Annotated in this window: 14 protein-coding genes, 1 tRNA gene and 4 pseudogenes; 8 read left to right on the top strand and 11 right to left on the bottom strand. The window is 68.3% G+C overall.

The window, feature by feature from the left end:
* Positions 1-904: MFS transporter (locus ACF07B_RS03930; protein ID WP_392177643.1), on the top strand; the 904-nt coding region annotated here is incomplete at its 5' end.
* A complete protein-coding gene (locus tag ACF07B_RS03925; protein ID WP_392177642.1) occupies positions 901-1,920 on the top strand; it encodes a TolB family protein in 1,020 nt (339 codons plus the stop codon). The genes ACF07B_RS03930 and ACF07B_RS03925, both read left to right, overlap by 4 nt.
* A gap of 28 nt (positions 1,921-1,948) precedes the next feature.
* Here ACF07B_RS03925 and ACF07B_RS03920 read toward each other — a convergent pair whose 3' ends face one another.
* Positions 1,949-3,175 carry an LPXTG cell wall anchor domain-containing protein gene (locus tag ACF07B_RS03920; protein ID WP_392177641.1) on the bottom strand — a complete coding sequence of 409 codons (1,227 nt, stop codon included), beginning with the start codon at positions 3,173-3,175 and terminating at the stop codon, positions 1,949-1,951.
* A 385-nt stretch (positions 3,176-3,560) separates the two neighbouring features.
* On the opposite strand from ACF07B_RS03920, the gene ACF07B_RS03915 reads away from it, so the two are divergent.
* Positions 3,561-3,833, top strand: coding sequence for a hypothetical protein (locus ACF07B_RS03915; RefSeq protein WP_369484134.1), 273 nt, complete (start codon positions 3,561-3,563; stop codon positions 3,831-3,833).
* 90 nt (positions 3,834-3,923) lie between these two features.
* Here the strand turns inward: ACF07B_RS03915 and ACF07B_RS03910 are convergent.
* The 3 genes and pseudogenes from ACF07B_RS03910 to ACF07B_RS03900 form a co-directional block, all read right to left on the bottom strand.
* Positions 3,924-4,010: pseudogene (locus tag ACF07B_RS03910) on the bottom strand (glutamine synthetase); the annotation flags it as partial.
* A gap of 445 nt (positions 4,011-4,455) precedes the next feature.
* Positions 4,456-4,653: a hypothetical protein gene (locus ACF07B_RS03905; protein WP_384242185.1), complete on the bottom strand. Its 198-nt coding sequence runs from the start codon at positions 4,651-4,653 to the stop codon at positions 4,456-4,458.
* Between the two features lie 79 nt (positions 4,654-4,732).
* Positions 4,733-4,807, bottom strand: a tRNA-Trp gene (locus ACF07B_RS03900).
* A gap of 493 nt (positions 4,808-5,300) precedes the next feature.
* Here ACF07B_RS03900 and ACF07B_RS03895 point away from each other — a divergent pair.
* A complete protein-coding gene (locus tag ACF07B_RS03895; RefSeq protein ID WP_392177956.1) occupies positions 5,301-5,972 on the top strand; it encodes a formylglycine-generating enzyme family protein in 672 nt (223 codons plus the stop codon).
* A gap of 487 nt (positions 5,973-6,459) precedes the next feature.
* Here ACF07B_RS03895 and ACF07B_RS03890 read toward each other — a convergent pair whose 3' ends face one another.
* On the bottom strand, positions 6,460-7,029 hold the full coding sequence (locus tag ACF07B_RS03890) for a DUF4232 domain-containing protein (RefSeq protein ID WP_392177640.1): 570 nt from the start codon (positions 7,027-7,029) through the stop codon (positions 6,460-6,462).
* Between the two features lie 807 nt (positions 7,030-7,836).
* Here ACF07B_RS03890 and ACF07B_RS03885 point away from each other — a divergent pair.
* Both ACF07B_RS03885 and ACF07B_RS03880 read left to right on the top strand, forming a co-directional pair.
* The gene (locus ACF07B_RS03885; RefSeq protein WP_392177639.1) at positions 7,837-8,631 is read left to right on the top strand and encodes a calcium-binding protein; all 795 of its coding nucleotides are present in this window, start codon (positions 7,837-7,839) and stop codon (positions 8,629-8,631) included.
* 1,030 nt (positions 8,632-9,661) lie between these two features.
* The gene (locus tag ACF07B_RS03880) at positions 9,662-10,174 is read left to right on the top strand and encodes an AAA family ATPase (RefSeq protein WP_392177638.1); all 513 of its coding nucleotides are present in this window, start codon (positions 9,662-9,664) and stop codon (positions 10,172-10,174) included.
* A gap of 14 nt (positions 10,175-10,188) precedes the next feature.
* On the opposite strand, the pseudogene ACF07B_RS03875 reads toward ACF07B_RS03880, so the two are convergent.
* The 5 genes and pseudogenes from ACF07B_RS03875 to ACF07B_RS03855 all read right to left on the bottom strand — a co-directional run.
* Positions 10,189-11,292 (bottom strand): annotated as a pseudogene (locus ACF07B_RS03875) (IS630 family transposase); the annotation flags it as partial.
* A gap of 280 nt (positions 11,293-11,572) precedes the next feature.
* A complete protein-coding gene (locus tag ACF07B_RS03870; protein ID WP_392177637.1) occupies positions 11,573-12,100 on the bottom strand; it encodes a hypothetical protein in 528 nt (175 codons plus the stop codon).
* 172 nt (positions 12,101-12,272) lie between these two features.
* Positions 12,273-12,773, bottom strand: a complete 501-nt coding sequence (locus tag ACF07B_RS03865; protein ID WP_392177636.1) for a hypothetical protein — start codon at positions 12,771-12,773, stop codon at positions 12,273-12,275.
* Positions 12,774-13,166: 393 nt separating this feature from the next.
* Entirely contained in the window at positions 13,167-13,400 is a 234-nt protein-coding gene (locus ACF07B_RS03860) for a hypothetical protein (protein ID WP_392177635.1), read from the bottom strand.
* Positions 13,401-13,902: 502 nt separating this feature from the next.
* The gene (locus ACF07B_RS03855) at positions 13,903-14,601 is read right to left on the bottom strand and encodes a hypothetical protein (RefSeq protein WP_369484145.1); all 699 of its coding nucleotides are present in this window, start codon (positions 14,599-14,601) and stop codon (positions 13,903-13,905) included.
* A gap of 536 nt (positions 14,602-15,137) precedes the next feature.
* Between ACF07B_RS03855 and ACF07B_RS03850 the strand changes: the two are divergent.
* Positions 15,138-15,268: pseudogene (locus ACF07B_RS03850) on the top strand (DNA-binding protein); the annotation flags it as partial.
* Positions 15,249-15,602 (top strand): annotated as a pseudogene (locus tag ACF07B_RS03845) (tyrosine-type recombinase/integrase); the annotation flags it as partial. The pseudogenes ACF07B_RS03850 and ACF07B_RS03845, both read left to right, overlap by 20 nt.
* Positions 15,603-15,677: 75 nt before the next feature.
* On the opposite strand, the gene glnA reads toward ACF07B_RS03845, so the two are convergent.
* Entirely contained in the window at positions 15,678-17,039 is a 1,362-nt protein-coding gene (gene glnA, locus ACF07B_RS03840) for a type I glutamate--ammonia ligase (protein WP_369484146.1), read from the bottom strand.
* Between the last annotated feature and the right edge of the window lie 312 nt (positions 17,040-17,351).

Below are 17,351 nucleotides of genomic sequence, written 5' to 3'. Positions count from 1 at the left end.
GGGGGGGGGGGGGGGGGCCGGGGCCGGGGGCGGGGGGGGGGGGGGGGGCCGCGCCGGGGGGGCCCGGGGCCGGGGGGGGGGGGGGGCCCCCCCCCCGACGCCGATGCCGATGCCGATGCCGGTGCCGGTGCCGGTGCCGACCGCCCGTCCGGGGTCCGGGGCCTCCCCCGCCCCGACCGCGGGCCTCCGGGAGCCGGGCACCCGAACCCCGGGCACCGCCTCCGAAAGCCTCCCGGGCTCCCCGGGTCCGCTCGCGGAGGCCGGGGCCACCGCCACGCCCGCCGTCCTCGCCGCGCCCCGCCCCACCCTGCGCGCCGCCCTCGCCCTGCTGCGCCGCCCGGGGCTGCGCGGGATCGCGCTCTGCGCGCTCCTGCTGGGTCTCGCCACCGTCAGCGACTCGTTCGTGTTCCTGCTGCTCCAGCGCAGACTCGGGGTGCCGGACCGCTGGTTCGCGCTGCTCCCCGTCGGCACCGCCGCCGCGTTCCTGCTGCTGGCCGTACCGCTGGGCCGGCTCGCGGACCGGGCCGGCCGATGGCGGGTGTTCCTGGCCGGACACGGCGCCCTGCTCCTCGCGTACGGCCTGCTGCTGACGTCCTGGCACGGTACGGCCCTGCCGTTCGCCGTCCTGTTCCTGCACGGCGGCTTCTACGCGGCGACGGACGGCGTACTCATGGCCGCGGCCTCGGACAGCGTGCCCGGGGAACTGCGCTCGTCCGGGCTCGCGCTGGTCCAGACGGGGCAGGCGCTGGCCCGTTTCGTCTGCTCGCTCGCCTTCGGCGCGGCCTGGACGGCGTGGGGCGACCGTACGGCGCTCACGGCGTCGGCCGTGGCACTCGCCCTGTGCGCCCTGTTCTCGACGATCCTGCGCCCCGCCCGCCGCACTCCCTCGGAAGGTCTCGCATGACGCCGCGCACCCGCGTCCTGGTCCTGGTCTCGGCCCTGCTCGTCCTCGCGGGCGTCGCGACGGCCTCCGTGCTGCACGCCTCGGCCCGCGCGGAGCGCCGGAACCAGGCACGGCCGGGCGGCCCGCGGATCACCGCGGGGCCGGTCTCCCTGACCGGCTCCCGGCGGCTGGTGTTCCGGAACATGGCGTGGGGCCCGCACCGCGACGAGCTGACGTCCGTCCCGGCGTCCGCCCCGTCGGGTCCGCGCACCGCGTCCAAGGTCACGTGCCTGCGCTTCTACGCCGCTTCGGGCACCGGGGTGTGCCTCCAGGCGGTGCGCGGCACGGTCCAGGACACCTACCGGGCGGTGATCCTCGACGCCGCTCTGCACGTCAGGGCCCGCTACGACGTGCCGGGCATCCCGTCCCGCGCCCGCGTCTCGCCCAGCGGCCGGTACGCCGCCTGGACCGCGTTCGTGGGCGGCGACTCCTACGCGGGCACGGACTTCTCCACCCGGGCGGCGATCGTCGACACCCGCACGGGAAGGCTGACGCCGTCCCTGGAGGCGTACCGGGTGGTGAAGGACGGCAGGACCTACCGGTCGGCCGACGTCAACTTCTGGGGTGTCACGTTCACGGGCGACGACCGCGGGTTCTACGCCACCATGGCCACGCGCGGCACGACCTACCTGGTCCACGGCGACCTGACCGCCCGCACCGTCACCACCGTGCACACGAACGTCGAGTGCCCGTCCCTCTCCCCCGACGGCACCCGGGTCGCCTTCAAGAAGCGCGTCAAGGGCCTTCCGCGGGACGCCCCCTGGCATCTGTACGTCCTGGATCTGCGCACCGGACACGAGACGGCGCTCGCCGATCCCCGCAGCGTCGACGACCAGGTGGTCTGGCGCGACGACCACACCCTCCTCTACGCCCTCCCCGGCGACTACGGGGCCGACCTGTGGACACTCCCGTCCGACGGCACGGGAAAGCCGCGGCGCGTGAGCACCGCGGCCGTGTCACCCGCGTACGTGGGCTAGGACTTCCACCGGGCCGGGCAGGGGGCCGTCAGGACCCGGCGCCGGCGCGGCGCCGGCGGACGGCCAGGACCAGGCCGCCGCCGAGGACGGCCGTGGCGGCCGCGGCCGCGGCGAGGACCGGGGTGCCGTCGGAGCCGGTGCTCGCGAGGCTGCCGTCGACGTCACCGCTGGTGGAGCCGCCCGACGTGGAGCCCGTACCGCCGGTACCGCCGGTACCGCCCGTGCTGCCGGAGCCGCCGGTGGACTGGCCCTCGGGGTCGTTGCCGCCGGTCGAGGTCCCCGGGGAGGTGGCGGAGGGCGACGGGGAAGGGTCCTCCTCGTTGTCGGTGGGGATGGCGACGTGGATCTTCGCCGTGTCGTTGGCGGGGTTCTTGTCGAAGTCCGGGTGGATGTCGTAGACCGAGGTCGCCTTCACGGAGCCGTCGGTGGTCTTCGTGCCCTTCGCGACGTCCAGCATGAAGGTGTACGTGAGGGCCTGGCCGACTTCGATGGTGTGGTCGTCGGGCGTGCAGACGTAGACGGCCCTGCCCGGCGTCCCCCCGGGCGCGTTCGGGCCGTCGATCCCGAACGGCTGGCAGTCCTGGGGAACCATGGAGGCGGTCGTGCCCTTGGGTATCCGCACCATGAGCGCCGGCTGGTCGTCGCTCGTCTGGACCCGGATCCAGCCGGGGCCGTCGTTGCGGAGCTGCACGTTGATGGACTGCCGGCCGCCCGCGAGGGCCTCGGTGTCCTCACCGACGGCGACGAGGTCGGCCGAGCTGTCGGCGGTCAGGTTCAGCCGCCGGTAGCTCTCGGAGAATCCCTCGCCCGGAAGCTCGCCCGTGGCCGAGGTTCCGTACTCGACCGCTTCCATCAGCGCCTTGGGCAGCGCCTTGAACCGCACGGGCGTCTCGACCGAGGCACCGGGCTCGATGACCGTGTCGAGCTCGCAGACGGCCTGGCGGACCTGGTCCGCGAGGGTCGAGTAGGTACAGCCCTTCACGTCCTCGGGGAAGTCGAGCCCGCGGGTCAGCCGGACCCGGAAGGTGAAGCCGTCCGCGGCCGCGGTGCCCTTGTTGGTGATGACGACGTTCTTGTCGTACACCTCGCCCGGCTTGGGCGACGCGCTCGCCAGAGTCGAGATCTCCAGGGACGCCTCACCCGGCTCGGCGTACGCCGGGGCCGCGGCGACCGCGGGAACGGCCGCGACGAACGCGGCGGCGGCCACGAACGCCGCCGGCTTGCTGAGGCGTGAGGGGCGGATGCGCTGGCGCACGGTGGGGTCTCCTCGTCGGAACCGGACGGACGACGACCGGAGGTCGGTCGTCCGGTCACGTACTGGACACCCGAGTGGCGCCGATGGTTGTGCGACCGTTCGAAAAAGGCGGGAGAACACCGCCGCCCGATCCAGGTAACGCTCATGACTCGGGCATATTCAAGACGACGATCAATGCCCTAAGCTGCGGTTTGCGCATTCGGGGGGCGGCCGGCCTGCTTGACGACCGGCACCGTGACACATGCGCATCACCCACGCCGTCTCAGGTCGAGCTTCAGCGTGCCCAGGCGTCCGCGCCCGTGCGCGGCTGCCGCCCGGGGCCGCCCGCAAGGGCCGATCGGCGCGCCTCCCCGGACCCCACGGTCATCGGAAGGCAGAGAGCGTCATGGCAGAACGTCAGTACCTCGGTCAGGGCTCCACCACCTCGGCGGAGAAGTTCTGGTACATCCTGGGTTGCATCTACTTCGGTGCCGCCTACTTCCAGAAGGTCCCCGTGAAGAAGGCGCTGAGCGAGTACGGGCTGGTCGAGATGACCGGCGCCGAGAAGTTCTGGTACGTCGTCGAGTGCATCTTCTTCGGCGCCGGCTACATCGCGAAGGTCACCATCAAGAAGGCCCTGTCCGAGGTCCGGAACGGCGGCGGGGTCCCCACCGTCTGACGGCACCACGGCAACAGACGGCCGACGGGCCCGGACCGCGAAAGCGCCCCGGGCCCGTCGCCCTTTCCACAGACCGACTCCGGCCGGCGCCTACAGCACCGGCAGGTTCTTCCGCAGCTCGAAGGCCGTGACCTCGCTGCGGTACTCCTCCCACTCCGCCTTCTTGTTGCGCAGGAACTTGTTTGGCGTCGGGCGGCCCTCGGACGATCCACGCCACGGCGCCGGTGACCTGCGATCGAGCGGCCGTCCACGGTCGTTGTTGGTCAATGTGGGCCGCCCTCCGACGGTCCACAGACGGCCCAGCCTTCAAGGCGGATACGAGCAGGACCGTCGACTACCGAACCACCGCCTTGTAAGGGCGGACGTGATCGGCAGCATGGGTGCCCAGGTTGCTCCGGCTGTAGCCACTGCCCAGGTGAACGGTGCATCTCGACTGTGGCGAGCCGTCGTTGACCGTGGTTGACCGCACGATGTGGCACGGCTGTGGCACGTTCGGAACGGCCGAGCGCTTAGAAGGCGCTCGGTGCGTCGAGTGAGGCACTGCCTCTGACCTGCGTCGCTCCCCCGCCCCGACTCCCAGTCGGCCAGTCCTCGACACGCATTCGACAGGGCCCGGGGTTCGCTACGGTCGCCGGTAGACCTCGGGGTCAACTCCCGCCTCGGGCTTCCTGGAGAAGCTCACATAGACGGGGTACTCAGAATCGCCCACCTGCATGAGGGCAAACTGATCCACATCGTGGTTGGCGAGCCGGTGCAGATACTGGAGGAACAACTCCAACTCCGCTTTGGACAGTGGCTCGTCGTGCCGCTCATTGCGCATGCATGCACGATACGAGCCCAGGTCGCAGGGCCCGCGCGGAACCGTCCCGCTAACGGTTGGACGCCGCAGCTGGGGCGGACGAAGCCGGCCGGATTCGAACCGGCGTCCTCGCGATTTTGGAGACCGCGCGCGACTACCTCTGCGCTACGACTTCGCCCGGCTGGGATCCTAGTCCCGCTGGCCATGCGCGAGGCGTACAGGCGCTCTTCGTCAGGACCCACACGCTTTCCAACTGTGTTGATGGGGTCTTGGGCCGCGTTCGGGGACGTTCACCTGCGTTCATGCGCGGCTGGTCGGCTTAGGGGAGTGGGCTTGTGGTCTCGCCTGAACGTCCGTGAACGGTGGTGAATGAGACGGAAACTGAGACGGTGGCGATTAGCCGGTCGCGTGCTCCTGCCCAGGTGAGCGCTCAGGGATGGCTCGCCAACGCGGTCTCGGCTTCGGCGCGGGTTGGGGGCTGTCCCGTCTCGGATGATCTGGACTGCGGGCAGAGCCGCGACCTGCGGCGACCGGATCGCTTGAGATGCCTGGTCGCCGGGAATCCCAGTGGATCTGGTCCCGGGCGCTTGGCTGCCGGTTGCTGTCTCACTTGATGTGGTTCGACCCCACCGTGGCGAGCTGACACGTCTCGGTAGGATCTCTTGATCATGGACGTGGTCGCGGGAAACGAGATGGTCGCCATCCCGCCGGGGCAGGTAACGCTGTCGGACCGGCGGACGCAGCGCAGTTGGTCGGTCGAGCTTGCGCCCTACCACCTCGCGGCATTCCCGGTCACCCAGGCGTTGTATGCACAAATCACCGGCCAGCGGCCGAGTACCGCCCACGGGGACCAGTTGCCCGTCGAGTGCGTTTCCTGGTGGGACGCGGCACGGTTTTGCAACGCCCTGTCCCTGCGCGACGGGTTCACGCCCGCCTACCACTTCTCTGCCGACAGCGAAGGCATCGAGTGGGACGCGTCCTCCAACGGGTACCGGCTGCCGACCGAAGCCGAGTGGGAGCACGCCTGCCGTGCCGGCACGACCGGGCCGCAGTACGCGCCGCTCGACGAGATCGCCTGGTACCGCGGCAACTCGCACGAGCGCATCCACGCCGTGGGCGGCAAACGCCCCAACCCGTGGGGTCTCTACGACATGCTCGGCAACGTCTGGGACTGGTGCTGGGACGTCTACGACGCCGAGGTCTACGGCACCTACCGGGTGCTCCGTGGCGGTGGCTGGTTCGATGAGCACTGGAGTTGCCGGGCCTCCGCGCGACGCCGCAGCCACCCGACGTTCCAGGTCGACGACGTAGGGTTCCGCATCGCGCGCTCCATCCTGTGACGACCGGTTCCCCCGCGTCGTCGAACGTGACGTCCGCCGCTTCCGCCAACGGACGGCGCACCTCTGTCCCGCACGCGGGACAAACACGCCACTTCGTAGGCCAGGCCCCGCCGGCCCCACCCGTTGAGAGCCAGTCGGCCTCGACGAAGCATCGAACGAACTGGCGGACCCGATCACCTGAGACAGCAAGCGAATCGGACCCGTTCACTTGAGAAGGGGACCAGATCGACAGAGACGGGACAGGGGCGAGGCGTGCCGCCGAAGGTGCGTCTGGGTTGTCCTGTGCCACTGGATCCTGACCGTTTGCCATCGGACTTTGACGGACGCGAGTTTGTGCCATCGGAGCTTGATCACCGCAGGCCAGCGACTCAGCGCACCGAAGGTACATTGAGTCGCTGACCTGCACTTATGTGCAGTTCCTCGTAAACGTGTAGGTCAGAGCCTTGCGATCGTCATGCAGGCTGCTCGTTTTGTGGGGATGGTGGGGTCAGGAAGGCTTGACCGCCGAGACCGGGGTGACGGTCACCTTGTTGTCGCACTCGGCCCACCACCCGTCGTTCAGGGCGACCTGGTGCTTCCCGGAGTGCGGCAGCCCGATGACCATCGTCGGATACGCCGCCGGGGTCTTGCCCGACACGCAGTAGCCGTCGCCCTCCCCCTGGACCTGGACGAAGGTCAGCTTCACCCACGCCTTGCCGTGCGGCCGGACCGTCACGGTGGCCGCCCTGCCGGTGGGGGTGACCTTGAGCGGGGTGTTGTGGGCGGGGGAGCCGTTGCTGGCGCCCGCGACCGTCGGATGGCCCTTGAGGACGCACGTCTTCCGGGAGACGTTGGTGAACTGCACGACTGCCGCCCCGGTCCCGGTCCCGACGGGCGGGTGGGCCGCCTGCCAGGCGCTGGCCTGGAGGGCGGAGGCCGGGCAGGCGGGCGGCGGGGTAGAGGTGGTGGTGCTCGCCGCCATGGCGGTGCCGGGCAGGATGCCGGTCACCGCCGCCGCGACGGCCGTGACCGCCGTCGTCGCCAGAGCCGCCCTGCGAATGCCGTTGCTGTGACGCATGTTGTCGTCCCCCTGAGTCGTCTCGTCCGCGGGTTTCGGTCGTCGGTTGTTGCCCCGCGGTACGCGTGGTCGTGGTGCGTGAGTGCAGATAGGGCGGGAGAGCGGCAGGGTTCCGTGCGGCGATTACTTGTGACGGAACGGTGACGACAGGCTGCACCCGTGCAGATGGCCGTTGCTGACACACCGAAGGCAACACGCCTTGGAAACAAGGGCGATGCGGCCACTCGATGTGCACTCGTCACGCTCTCAGCTAGGGAAGCTGATGTGATCTGGGGCTTGCTCCGAGGCTGACCAGCTGCTGAGCGGTATCGGCGCCTGGGGCAAGGCCGGCTTCCTCCCCCGCTGTTCCCCGGTGTTCCCCGCACGATCTGGCACGGGTCTGGCACGGCCTCTTCGTCCCGGACTCTCGGCTGAGAGGCCGCTGCGGTCAGGTGGGCGGGCCAATCGGCCGTTGTGCCGTGTTGGCGGTGGCCTGCGGTCACTACGGCTGCTCAAGGCGAACACATAAGCGGCGAATCGGGCCAACGTCGCCCGGACACAGTGCAGTTCACGTGCTTCCACACCCGCCACGCTCTTGGCCGGCACTCATGGGAAGACCGGCCGGAGTCCTGGCAAGCGGTGTCAAAAAAGATCTCTTCGCGGTACAACCGTCCCGGGGGTTCGGCAGTCGTCTTCGGTGCCGTCCGGCATCCGAGGCGGATCAGGCCGCCCTCACCCGGGCGACCCGATCTGCCCCGCGCCGGATGCGCCTCGCCAGCTTTGGCCTCGGGCGTCTCGGGGTCACCAGAGTGTGGGGGAAACACACTTATGCGTAAGCGCTCCACTGTGGCCGCCGTTGCCGGTGCCCTGGTCCTGTCCGCGTTCGCCGTTTCGGGCGCCGCTCAGGCGGACGAGGCCGTGGGTGACACCAAAATCACCAAGGTGGTCGTCAACGGCGGGTCCGACATCGTCCTGGGCACCACGAACCCGAAGACCTTCACCATCGCGGTGACCGCCACCGACGACTCGGGCATCAAGGAGGACTACACCTTCCCCGTGCTGTGGCACGGGCCCGGCCAGGTCATGCCCGACGACCCTTACGGGCTCGTGGTCCCCGACGACGTGTCCGGCGACTGCGTGGCCCACAACGCCACCACGACCACCTGCACCTTCACCCTGACCATGAACCCGCGGATCGATCCCCAGGACAACACCACGGCCGGGACCTGGAAGGTGAGGGCCAGTGCCAGCGGCAACGACTGGGACTACGTCAGCAAGGACGTCGCCGCCACGGTGCAGGTCCAGCGTTACGCCAAGCTGACGGTCAACGCCTCGCCGGAGCCGGTGAAGAAGGGCAAGACCCTCACCGTCAGCGGCAGCCTGACCCGTGCCAACTGGGAGACCTACAAGTACGCCGGCTACACCGGCCAGCCGGTGAAGCTGCAGTTCCGCAAGAAGGGCACCAGCACCTACACCACCGTCAAGACGGTGACCACGGGTACCGGCGGTGCCTTGAAGACCACAGTCAAGGCCGCCGCCGACGGCTACTGGCGCTGGTCCTTCGCCGGCACCTCCACCACCAACACCGCGACCGCCACCGCCGACTTTGTCGACGTGCAGTAAGCAGCGATGCAGCACCGCGGCGCGGGTCCCGTGAGCCGGGGCCCGCGCCGTGTCGTCTCCGCATGGCCTGTCGGCCAAATAGACCGGCTCGGAGCGCTTGCAGCGCGAATCAAGGCGTTGCCCTGTGCGTACTTGGGGCGCTTGCCGCTGTTCCCCGTCGTTCCCCCCGTTGGTCGCTCCTCGTTCGGGCACGTGCCCTCTTGGATGCGGCTTACTGCCGGGCGAGAAGTACGACCCCAGCGATGGCGCACGCGGGCCCAATGAACGCGAATGCCCAGCCTACGAACATCCCGACGGTGCGTCTCCTATGGGAGGCTGCGGCACTTGGCGGGGCGCCGCGTCGGTAGGCGACGTGGACGTCCTGCTGCATCTGATCCCCCCATGCCGCCATGGCTGCGGCACCGCCGAGCACCATGAACCACCCCATCAGGCCCGCCCCCACCCCCCAGATCAGCAGGCCTCGCCCTGAGGCGACATTCGTTGACCAGCCAGACTCACGAGCATGCGTACGACAACTCCTTGTGGTCAGGACGGATCAGCGAGCACCGTAGCCGAGGGCAAGACATCAACCTGACCTCCCCTACACGCTGGGCTCATTGTGCATGGCTGACCTGCTCTGAGACGGGCCCGTCCGACGGCCGTTGTCAGCGGCCTCGCCTAGTCTCCGGCGATGAGCATGATCACAGCATCTGTGGAGGCAGGGGCACCCGGTGCCGACGCGCCCGTTATTGATAGGCCCACTTTGCGACGGTGAAGGTCGCTGAACGAGACGATTTGGTGCGGGCCAGATCCGGTGCAACCTTCTGATCTGTAGCTCTATATAGAGCGGTCACGAACAGTCATACCGGCCGCGCTACGGCCTTTCGAGGATGCTGCCGGGCTGGGACGGTTAATGGAGTTGCTGTACTCCTGGAAGCTCTGCGAGGTCGGCGCCAAGGGCCTACCCACCCGAGCCTCAGCTGAATGTTCCGTTCATTGCTAGTGCTCTGACCGCATAGGTTCGCCGGGGCGGTCGGTCTAATCTGGCTCCGTGACGCAGCAAGTGAGTACAGTGGTGCTGATGTGCGGTCTTCCGGGAGCGGGCAAGACCACCTACGCGATGGAGCTGGTGCGCCGCGGTTTCGCCCGGCTGTCGATCGACGAGGTGGTCTGGCAACGACTCGGGCAGCGCGACGCCGGCCTGGTGCTGGGAGCTGAGGCGTTCGACCGGCTCAAGGAAGAGGTCCGCCGCGAGCAGCGGCAGGAACTGGTCGAGCTGATGCAGGCCGGGTGCGACGTGGTCGTGGACTACAGCTTCTGGAGTCGCGCCGCCCGCGACGACTACAAGGCGCTGATCGAAAGCCACGGTTGCCGCTGGGAACTGGTCCACCTCAAGGCCGACCGGACGACGCTGGAGCGCCGCCTCGAAGTACGGAGCGGTACGGAAGGCGCTAACGCCGTCACCGTGGATGAGACGCTGTTCAACCGCTATCTGGTCAACTTCGAGGAACCGAACGGAGAGGGCGAGCAGGTCGTCATGCAGTCCTCAGACTTGAGGATCTGAAGCTGTTCGGCGGGGAGGGCACGCCCGCCCCAGCGGATGCCCTTCTCGCTGCGGATGCGAGCGCGCTCCTTCCGCTGGGCGGCGAGGACGTCGGGGTGGCGTGCGTTCTTGTTGCGCCATCGCAGGTAGGCGTGCAGCGCACGGGTCTGGGCTGAGTGGCTGTGGTGGTGGGAGTTCGCGACGGTGAACTGCCGCAGCGGGCCGAAGTGGGCCTCGATTGGATTAGCCCAGGACGCGTAAGTCGGGGTGAAGCACAGCTGGACCCGGTTCTTCCTCGCCCAACGCCGGATGGCGTCGCCCTTGTGAGCGGAGAGGTTGTCCAGGATGACGTAGATCGGGGCGCCGTCCGGGCGGGCCGCGCGGATCGACCTCAGTGCGGCCAGGGTGTTCCCGGCGCCCTTCTTGGCGCGGTTGACGCCCCACAGCGTCTCGTCACCCACCGAGTAGCAGCCGTGGAAGTACCGCACCCCGTGAGTGCGGTGGAAGTTCGCGGTGCCGCTCGGGATGCCCCTGCTCGCCCAGCAGGACCCGGCGGTGGGCCGGATGCCGAGCGGGCCGAACTCGTCGAACGTGAACACCCGGTCAAGGAACCGCTGCAGGACCTCCTCGATTCGGTCGAGCTTGGCGTCGCGCTCGGGATCCGGGGACTCCCTCCAGGTCTTGGGGCGCTGGAAGGTGATGCCGCGGCGGGCAAGCAGGCACCGTAACGCCTCGCGGCCGATCCGGATGACGCGGCCGTGAACGCGTCGCAGGTAGGCGGCGAGTTTGCCCAGTGACCAGCGGGTGAAGGGCTGGCCGAGCTTGGTCGGGCGGATGGTGGCCGTCTGGACGACGAAGTCCTCGTCGTCAGAGCTGAGCAGGCGGGGACGGCCTCCCGCCCACTGAGGGTCCAGGCAGGCGAGGCCGATCTCGTTGAACCGGTGGATCACGTCCCGGGCGGTGTCCTCGTCGGCCTGCACCAGTTTCGCAATCACCGGCACCCGGTTCCCGCCGGCCGAAACCAACAGCATCATCGCCCGCCGATACCGCGCCGAACTGGTGCTGCCCCGACGCACGATCTGCTGCAGCTTCTGCCCCTCCTGGTCGGTCAACCTGCGCACACAGACAGGCTCAGCCACCACACCCCCAGCAGTCGGATCGGACCTCACCGGATATCCAACCGCTAGAACCACCAACCCGGCGAACCTACGTGGTCACAGCACTAGGCAGGTTGTACCTGGTACAGACACGGTCTGCCTGTTGGTGCCGTGCTCTCCTCTGCCCCCACTCTCTCCAGCTTCCATCCCGTCCGCCGTCGACCCACGCACCGTGGAACGGGCCTGGTTCCTGGCGTCGAGGTGGAGCGCAACTGTACGAACGACTGTGAGGATTGGGGTCTGCTGCAGCGGAAGCGTCAGGTCAGCACGAGCCGTCGGCCTTCTTCCGGAACTCCTTCAGGGACATGCTCTTGCCGTCGGCCCAAACGTCTCCCGGAGCGAGCTTCTCGATGTCCGAGGTGCGAAAGCCGCCGATTCCGTGGTAGTCGACAGAGTCGTCGTGTCCCGAGGTGAAGTTGAGCGAGTAGAACGCTCCGGCGGTCAGCTCTCCGGTTCCCAGTCGGCTGGCCCCCCAGTCCGCGGGAAGGGACACCAGGCTGATGTCCTGCTCCCCCTTCAACGGCTCGGGAGGCGTCCCCACCCAGTACTCCACCCCTTGCGTCGCCGCGCTGGCGGACTCCTTCCCGTCCATGCGCATGAGCGTCATCGAGGTGACGGCGGAATTCGGGCAGGCCCGCAAAAGAGCCCGAACCTCTCCACCCTGCGCCGCGTAGATGGCGACCAGGGGGCGCTCCGGCGGACTGCACCCAACCATGGTGGTGAGCGTGAGCGCAGTGCACGCCAGGAGTACGACCTTCCTGCTCACCCGCAGGCGATCACGAATAGCCACGCCGATAACCACCCGTTCTCATAACAGTCACGTCGGTTGCTGTACTTCTGTGCTGTACCGGGCGGTCGGAAGGGCCGGTCGCATGGCTGACCGGATCGGCGGTGGACACCGGCCCGGGTGAGGACCGTGATCGAGTGGCGCTTCCACGTGGTGACGTGGCCCGGGTGGAAGATCAGCTCACGCGATACCTACTGAGCACGTGCACCACTCCTCCCATCAGGAACTTTCCGCGGCCGCCCAACTCCCCGTAGATCTCGACGAAGGCGTCTGTCGAATCCGGCACTGCCGCGATCCGCACGGTGAACGTGCGCCGGCCGGTCAGCCGGTGGCTGTACCAGGCATCACGCTCGATGTCCGTTCCCGGCAGGGCCGCCTCGACGACCTCCCATTCGGAGTCCCCGAAGTCGTGTTCGGCGAAGTGCGCCAACACCTCGCACAGGGGCCGCAGATTCTCGCCGTATATCCGCTGCTTGCCCATGGCGCGAGTCTCGCCAACCGAGTGGGCGTGGATACCGTCCCAGACTCCCAGGCGCACGAGGCGGCGCTGGCGGGCTCTTTCGAACCGGGCGATCAACCCGAACCATCCGCCGAGCAGCATGCCCACGCCCAACGCGAGCAGAACGTCGCCATCGAAGACGAGGATGAAGAGACCCCAGAAGAAGATCCCTGCCACAAGCCAGACAACGAGTGGCCGCCTCGCTGAGAACATCTGAGATCTAGTCGGAGGCCGTTGTCCTCCGATGGCACGGTCGAAAGCCCAGTATGCACGCGCCAGATCCCCACCCTTGATCGGCATGGCGGGATCTTAGCCCGTCCCCTGCTGCAGAAGTAGGCCCCTGAGCTGTCAGCAATTGTCAGCGTTGAGTGCCCCTCCACGGCCTCGAGACGACCCCGGGCGGGCGCTCCGTTGCTGTGGTTGCAGAAGGTGGCACCCCGCGCAAGGTACCCAACTTTTGAGGTCTGGCCTCATCCTTATCAGGTCGATCACAGGGGTCTACCAACGTCGGCAAATCGCCCGTGCGCGCGCCTCGGCCGATCAGCCTCTGAGGTCCGGCCTCGACCGCCACTACCGCTTCTGGGCCCGTGACAGCCGCAGGGCTTCGTCACGGACTCCCTTGTCCTGGTCGGCAGCGAGTCTCACAAGCTGGTCCACGAACTCGTCCGTCCGGTCGTCGGCGATCATCCAACTCTGGTAGCCGAACACCTCGCCGTAGAGCTGGTCGGCGGTCGACCACTCCTCAGCCCGCGACAGCGCCGCCAGCACCGCGCGCAGACCGACCAGGTCCCTCCGTTCGAGCAAGGCCTGCGCCGTCTCCTGCGTAACTGCGGTGTCGTGGGCGTCCAATAGGAGCCGCTCAAGGATTGGGCCGACCTCTTCCCGCTCGGCCCAGGCCGCAAGCTGTCGGCCGGCCGCGGCTCTTCGAGACCACGATTCCGATTCCGAGTCACGAAGCGCTGCCGTCAATCGGTCCGCCCACTGGTCCTGGCTCACGTAGCCATACTGCCTGTAGCGAGATCGTGCAGGAAGAAACCAAAGCACAGATCAAGCGCCGGGAGAAGGCTTGAAAACCGTCGTGGCGCGAGTCGCCGTGGGTTCAAATCCCACACCCACCGCAGGTGAACGGCCCCGAGAAAGCGCCCAGATCGGTCAGGGGTCGTTGCGTTGCCTGCTGCCCGTAAGTGCCCGCGGTTCACCGTTGTTGCCCGCTGGATCGGGCACGATTGGGGCACGACGCCTTCTGATCCGTAGTTCGGCGGAGCTGCCGTCGGTGGCGTCTGGTGCGTGGCGGTGCCCCCTGGGGTCAGAATGGCGGGTCGTCGGAGTAGCCGGCTGTCCAGGAAGCCGAGATCCGTGAGTCAGGCAGAGGGCCGGGCTCCACACCCCAGGTCACGAGGCACCACTTGGCGATATACCGGTAGCCCCGGTAATCGCTGGTGCTTAGCGTGCTGCGCACCAGCGGCACGAGCTCCGGGATGTGTACGGCCAACTCGGGTGCGGCGAGCGTCATCGCGGCTGCGTGCACCGCAGCTTCCCGGATCAGAAGGTCCGGATCAGCAAGGTACGGCCGCGCTGCCTCGTAGATGAGCGGGAGGATGGCACGTACCGCGGCGACATCGTCAGGTTCTCCCGGGCCGTCTTCGTCGTACGTCGCGTCGTAAACGAGGTCACCCAGCCATTGCAGGAGTGCCGCGCGCATGGGCCGGCGGCGCTCCTCGTGGAAGTAGATCCCCGCGGTCGTCGTTCGGGGGTGGCCAAGGATGGCGATAACGAAGCGAGCGGCCGGGGCGGTGGCGCCGTAGATGGTGTTCTGGTGGGTCACGGCCTGACCGAGGTTGTGTACGGCGGTTCGCTGAACGTCCTCGTCGTCATCCAGTAGCCCTGCCAGGATGACGGGGGTCGCCGGGGCTACGTTGGGGCAGCAGTGTTCGACGCCGTTCCAGTCCGTCGCCAGGAGGAGCGCCCAGGGGTCGCTTGCCCCGCTGCCGTCATTGATCGTCACGGGTCCAGTGTGGCCTGTGGGTCATGTGTGGCCAAGGCCCGGTCGGCGCCTCTCGCAAGGCCTCTGTCGACCTGGAGAGCCTTCGGCCTGTGGTCGACGACGCTGGGAGGTTGGCTCCGAGACTTTGGGCGGGAGCTGCCATGGGGCGAGTGATCATGGCCCCGTAAGCTTCCGGCGAGTCGGGCAGTCTGCACCAGCCCGGGTGAGGCGTGCTCCTCTTGCTGTTCGGCGGAACGTCGCCCAAGGGTCGCGCCGCGCAGCGGCTCCTTCTTCGCTCTGTAAGGCGCACCCGAGCACTACAGGCGCCCCCTTCTTTGTCCTAACTAGGAAGACGCTGCGTCACCTGCGTCACCCGGTGACGCAGCCGATGACGTACCGGTGACGCAGCCCCGAACTGCCGCGTCACCCAAAACCGCAGGTCAGAGCCTGAAGTGACGCTGATGACGCAGTGACGCAGAAACCCGAACCTCGGACAAACCTGGGCCCCCGAGAAAGCCCGGAGCCACCAGAAACGCGACTCGACTCCCGAGGACTCCATGAGCCGAACCCGTTCCGCTCAACCCGATCCGCGCGCCACCCTCCGTGGCGGCCTACCCGATCGGTACCTCACCCCGACGACATCGCCGAGATCTTCGAGGTGCCCAAAGAGACCGTCTACCAGTGGCGCGGTCAGGCGCACCGACTTCAACGTCCGCTATTGGAAGCCCGCGCTCGTCGCCGCCGGCGTCATCCCTGCGCCCCGGCCGGGTGAGCGCTTCCAGGCGGCGCGAGAGCACGGCATGCACGCGCTGCGGCACTTCTACGCGTCGGTGCTCCTGGACGCCGGGGAGAACGTCAAGGCGCTGAGTACCTATCTGGGGCACACGGACCCTGGCTTCACGCTCCGGGTCTACACGCACCTGCTGCCGAGCAGCGAGGGCCGCGCCCGGCGGGCCGTGGACAGCATGTACGAGGGCGGCGTTTTTGGGGCGGACGGCCCACAGACGGCCCAGAGGTGGTGAGGACAGCCGCGGGGCCCACGGTCACCGACCGTGGGCCCCGCGTGCTGGGCAAGAGAAAACGTCCCTGACCTGCGTCTACAGCACCGGCAGGTTCTTCCGCAGCTCGAAGGCGGTGACCTCGCTGCGGTACTCCTCCCACTCCGCCTTCTTGTTGCGCAGGAAGAAGTCGAAGACGTGCTCGCCGAGGGTCTCGGCGACGAGTTCGCTGCGCTGCATGAGCGCCAGGGCCTCGCCGAGGTTCTGCGGGAGGGGCTCGATGCCCATCGCGCGGCGCTCGGCGTCGGAGAGGGCCCAGACGTCGTCGTCGGCGCCCGGCGGAAGCTCGTAGCCCTCCTCGATGCCCTTCAGGCCCGCGGCCAGGAGCAGCGCGTAGGCGAGGTACGGGTTCGCGCCCGAGTCGATCGAGCGGACCTCGACCCGCGCCGAGCCGGTCTTGCCGGGCTTGTACATCGGCACGCGGACGAGTGCGGAGCGGTTGTTGTGGCCCCAGCAGATGTACGAGGGGGCCTCGCCGCCGGCGCCCGCGGTGCGCTCCGAACCGCCCCAGATGCGCTTGTAGGAGTTGACCCACTGGTTGGTGACGGCGGAGACCTCCGCGGCGTGCCTCAGCAGGCCGGCGATGAAGGAGCGTCCCACCTTGGAGAGCTGGTACTCCGAGCCGGACTCGTAGAACGCGTTGCGGTCGCCCTCGAAGAGGGAGAGGTGGGTGTGCATGCCGCTGCCCGGGTACTCCGAGAACGGCTTCGGCATGAAGGTCGCCTGGACCCCCTGCTCCAGCGCGACCTGCTTCATGATCAGCCGGAAGGTCATGATGTTGTCGGCCGTGGAGAGCGCGTCGGCGTAGCGCAGGTCGATCTCCTGCTGGCCGGGGGCGCCCTCGTGGTGGCTGAACTCGACCGAGATGCCCATCGACTCCAGCATCGTGATGGCCTGGCGCCGGAAGTCCTGGCCCACGTTCTGCGGGGTGTGGTCGAAGTAGCCGGAATTGTCGGCCGGGGTGGGCCGTGAGCCGTCCAGCGGGCGGTCCTTCAGCAGGAAGAACTCGATCTCGGGGTGGGTGTAGAAGGTGAAGCCCAGGTCCGAGGTCTTGGCGAGGGCGCGCTTGAGGACATAGCGCGGGTCCGCGAAGGACGGGGAGCCGTCCGGCATGAGGATGTCGCAGAACATGCGGGCCGTGCCGGGGGCCTCGGCGCGCCAGGGCAGGACCTGGAAGGTGGACGGGTCCGGCTTGGCGATCATGTCCGACTCGTACACGCGGGCGAAGCCCTCGATGGCCGAGCCGTCGAAGCCGATGCCCTCGTCGAAGGCCTGTTCCAGCTCGGCCGGGGCCACGGCCACCGACTTGAGGAAGCCGAGTACGTCCGTGAACCACAGACGTACGAACCGGATGTCACGCTCCTCCAGTGTCCGGAGCACGAACTCCTGCTGCTTGTCCATCTTCCGCTTCCACCCATCCTTGCTGGTCAGGCCGCCTGCTCCCACGCCTCGAAGACGATCGGCGCACCTGAGCATCCCACCACAACACCATTTCATGCGCGTTGCGGACCATGATCGGCCGGGCGACCTCGGTCTGAACGCCTCGCGTACGGCAGGTGTCCTGCTCTGCCGCACATACTGCCTGCTCACACGCGCACCCGTAAGGGGCGGCCGGTACTCACCCGTCCCTCGCGATTAAATTTGCATCTCAGATGCAAGTTTAATTAGTGTGCGATCCATGCGGAGAGGTGCAACGCACCGCTCCGGCCCCGG

The sequence above is a fragment of the Streptomyces sp. NPDC015532 genome, assembly GCF_043078065.1.
In the GTDB taxonomy this organism is placed as follows: Bacteria; Actinomycetota; Actinomycetes; order Streptomycetales; family Streptomycetaceae; genus Streptomyces.
This window is presented reverse-complemented; position numbering and strand designations above follow the sequence as displayed.